The organism is Pseudomonas sp. AKS31 (assembly GCF_023634765.1).
Lineage (GTDB): Bacteria > Pseudomonadota > Gammaproteobacteria > Pseudomonadales > Pseudomonadaceae > Aquipseudomonas.
Genome location: NZ_JAMLFX010000005.1, coordinates 1 through 3,911 on the forward strand (window position 1 = coordinate 1; position 3,911 = coordinate 3,911).

3 protein-coding genes are annotated in these 3,911 nt (G+C 57.0%); all 3 read left to right on the plus strand.

The window, feature by feature from the left end; genetic code table 11:
* The first annotated feature begins 158 nt into the window (after window positions 1-158).
* Genes M9827_RS16015 through M9827_RS16025 form a run of 3 tightly spaced genes read left to right on the plus strand, consistent with a single transcriptional unit; the run spans window position 159 to window position 3,724 of the window.
* The gene (locus tag M9827_RS16015) at window positions 159-818 is read left to right on the plus strand and encodes a paraquat-inducible protein A (RefSeq protein WP_250606160.1); all 660 of its coding nucleotides are present in this window, start codon (window positions 159-161) and stop codon (window positions 816-818) included.
* Window positions 805-1,428, plus strand: coding sequence for a paraquat-inducible protein A (locus M9827_RS16020; RefSeq protein ID WP_103368571.1), 624 nt, complete (start codon window positions 805-807; stop codon window positions 1,426-1,428). Before M9827_RS16015 ends, M9827_RS16020 begins: the two co-directional genes overlap by 14 nt.
* Complete coding sequence (locus tag M9827_RS16025) at window positions 1,421-3,724, plus strand: PqiB family protein (RefSeq protein WP_123449311.1); 2,304 nt, start codon at window positions 1,421-1,423, stop codon at window positions 3,722-3,724. The genes M9827_RS16020 and M9827_RS16025 overlap by 8 nt, the downstream gene beginning before the upstream one ends.
* Window positions 3,725-3,911 lie beyond the last annotated feature (187 nt).

Sequence of the window (3,911 nt, forward strand, 5' to 3'; positions counted from 1 at the left end):
TCGTCAAGATTAAATTCCGAAACCCCAATTGCGAAAGCAGTTGGGGTTTTGTTTTGCCCGCAGGAAAGTTTTTTACTCGCGACAGCGAACAAATTTGCACAGTTATTTTCGAATCACAACACTAGAATAGCCCCACCTTATTCGGAGCCAGAGCCTTTATGTCAGAGTCGGTTGACGCCCCCGGGCTGTCAGATTTACCGCTGGAAGACTTGGTGGCCTGTCATGAGTGCGACCTGCTGATGCGCAAGCCACAACTTGCCCATGGCGAAAAAGCCCTCTGCCCGCGCTGCGGTTACGAGTTGTACGCCCACCGCCATAACGTGGTGCAGCGCAGCCTCGCCTTGGTGATCGCAGCATTATTGCTGTACATCCCGGCAAACTTTTTACCCATCATGCAACTCAATATCCTCGGGCAATCGTCACAGGATACGGTGTGGAGCGGCGTGTTAGGTCTGTTCAACACCGACATGCAGGGCGTTTCGATCGTAGTTTTCCTGTGTAGCATGGCCATACCGCTGCTCAAGTTGCTGTGCCAGTTATTCGTGTTACTGACGATCCGCTTCGATATCGGCCGCAGTTACGGTTTGCTGCTCTATCGCATTTATCACCACCTCAAAGATTGGGGAATGCTTGAGGTCTACCTCATGGGCGTACTGGTGGCGATCGTCAAACTGGCGGACATGGCCGCCATCACCGTAGGCCTCGGTTTGGCGTGTTTTATCGGTTTGTTGTTGGTTCAGGTCTGGCTGGAAGTGGTGATGTCGCCACATCAGATCTGGCAGGCGTTATCAGGAGAAAACGCTCATGCGGGCGATTGATGCAGGCATTTTGATCTGTACCGAATGCCACGAACTGAACAGGCAGGACGCGGACACCGATGAGCAAACCTGCACCCGTTGCGGTGCGCTGGTTCATGCCCGGCGTCCGAATAGCCTCGTGCGCACTTGGGCACTGCTGATAACGGCAGCGATTATCTATATCCCGGCCAATGTCTTGCCGATCATGACTGTCAGTTCTTTGGGGCAGGGTGATCCGAGCACCATCATGTCCGGCGTGATCCAACTAGTGCAGCACGGCATGATTCCGATTGCCGCCGTGGTGTTTATCGCCAGTATTCTGGTGCCGACCTTCAAACTGGTGGGCATCGCGTTGCTGCTGTTTTCAGTGCAACGACGTCAGCCATTGTCCGCCCGTCAGCGCATCTGGATGTACCGTTTTATCGAGTTTATTGGCCGCTGGTCGATGCTCGATATTTTTGTGATCGCCATTCTCGTGGCGGTCGTCAACTTCGGCCGGCTCGCCAGTGTCGAAGCCAATCTTGGCGCCATCGCCTTCGCCAGTGTGGTGATTCTGACGATGCTCGCCGCTGTAACTTTCGATCCCCGACTGATTTGGGATAACACGGAGTCGGACGACGACCATGACTGATTTGCCCGTAGCGAAAACCCGACCGGCTTCGAACTGGTCTGCCATTTGGGTACTGCCTCTGATCGCGCTGATCATCGGTGGCTGGCTCGGCTGGCGTGCCTATTCCGAAACCGGTATCGAGATCCAGGTCCGCTTCGAGAGTGGCGAAGGCATCCAGGCCAATAAAACCGAGGTCATGTACAAAGGCATGCCGGTCGGTAAGGTCAAGGCGCTCAAGCTCGACGATGAAGGCAACTCCAAAGGCGTGATCGCCACCGTCGAGATGAATAAAGACGTCGAGCAATACCTCAAGACCAGCACGCGCTTCTGGCTGGTCAAACCGAGCGTGACCCTGGCCGGCATCACCGGTCTGGAAACTCTGGTTTCGGGTAACTACGTCGCTATCAGCCCTGGCGAAGGCGAGCCGACGCGCAAGTTCAAGGCGCTGGCCGAAGAGCCGCCGCTGTCGGACGCCAAACCCGGTCTGCACCTGACCATCAAGGCTGATCGTCTCGGTTCGCTGAACCGTGGCAGCCCGGTGTTCTACAAGCAGATCAAGGTTGGCCAGATCAAAAGCTACGTGCTGTCGGAAGATCAAAGCACCGTTGAACTCAAAGTCTTCATTGAGCCGACCTACGCCAAACTGGTGCGTAAACACACGCGTTTCTGGAATGCCAGCGGCATCAGCATCGACGCCAACCTGTCCGGCGTGAAAGTACGCAGCGAATCGCTGGCCAGCATTGTCGCGGGCGGTATTGCCTTCGCCACGCCGGAGAACCGCAAGGACAGCCCGCCGACTGATCCAAGTCTGCCGTTTCGTCTCTATGAAGACTTCGATGCGGCCGCTGCCGGGATTCGCGTGAAGGTCAAACTCAGCGACTTCGAAGGCCTGCAGGCTGGTCGTACGCCGGTGATGTACAAAGGCATTCAGGTCGGCAACCTGAAAGCACTGAAAGTCGATCCGGATCTGAACAGCGCGACTGCCGAGCTGACGCTTGATCCTCTGGCCGAAGACTATCTGGTCGACGGCACCCAGTTCTGGGTGGTCAAACCGTCGATTTCTCTGGCTGGGATCACCGGCCTGGAAGCGTTGGTGAAAGGTAACTACATCGCCGTGCGCCCGGGTGACAAGGGCGCAGCGCCGAAACGCGAGTTCGAGGCACGGCCGAAAGCGCCGCCGCTGGATCTGCGTTCGCCGGGTCTGCACCTGGTGTTGTTCACCGACACCCTCGGTTCGATCGATGTCGGCAGCCCGATTCTGTACAAACAGGTCAAGGTCGGTTCGGTGCAGAGCTATCAGTTCTCCAAGACCCGCAAGCAATTGGTGATTGGCGTTCACATCGAGAAGGAATACGAAAACCTGGTCAACGCCTCGACGCGCTTCTGGAACGTCAGTGGTGTCACGCTGACCGGCGGTTTGACCGGCGGGATTCAAGTGAAGAGCGAGTCCCTGCAAACCCTGATGGCCGGCGGTATCGCTTTCGAAACACCGCAAGCCAAGGCACCGCTGCAGAAACGCATTCCGCGGTTCCGTCTGTTCGCCAGCCACGATGACGCCAATCAGAAGGGCGCTGTGGTCACGATCAAAGTCGATCGCGCCGACGGCCTGCGCAGCGGCACACCGGTTCGCTTCAAGGGGCTGGATGTCGGCAAGATCGAAAGTGTCGATCTGACCGATGATCTGCAATCGGTCATCCTCACGGCGCGGATTACCGAAGTACCGGAGAAGATCGCCCGGGTCGGCAGTCAATTCTGGGTGGTCAAACCGGAGTTGGGCCTGATCAAGACAGAGAATCTGGAAACCCTGGTGACCGGAAAATACATCGAAGTGCAACCGGCGGCGAAGAACCTCGGCCCACAGAAGAACTTTGTTGCCTTGGCCAATGCGCCGGAAGTGACCAAGCAAGAAGCGGGTTTGAGTCTGGTATTGAGCGCGGCCCGTCGCGGTTCGCTGAAACCGGGTGTGCCAGTGACTTACCGCGAAATCACCGTGGGCAAAGTCACCGGCTATGAACTGGGGCAGACCGCTGATCGCGTGTTGGTGCACATTCTGATCGAGCCGAAGTACGCGCCGTTGGTGCGCAGCGGCAGCCGTTTCTGGAACACCAGTGGCGTAGGGTTCGATATCGGTTTGTTCAACGGGCTGACCGTGCGAACCGAGTCGCTGGAGACGGCGATTCAGGGTGGGATTGCTTTCGCCACGCCGGATGGCGAGCGCATGGGTAACCCGGCGCGGGCTGAGCAGACGTTCCCGCTGTTCGACAAGTTTGAGGATGAGTGGCTGACGTGGGCGCCGAAGATTTCGCTCGGTAAATAACCTCCAGATTATTCGGTGTCTGAAAGGACGCCATCGCTGGCAAGCCAGCTCCCACAGTGGTCGGTGGTGCACACAAAATTTGTGTATGACATAAAACCCAGTGGGAGCAGCGATGAGGCCCGCAAAGTCAGCAAAAATCCCAAGCCATAAAAAAGGGCCGCGATCCCAGCAGATCGCGGCCCTTTTT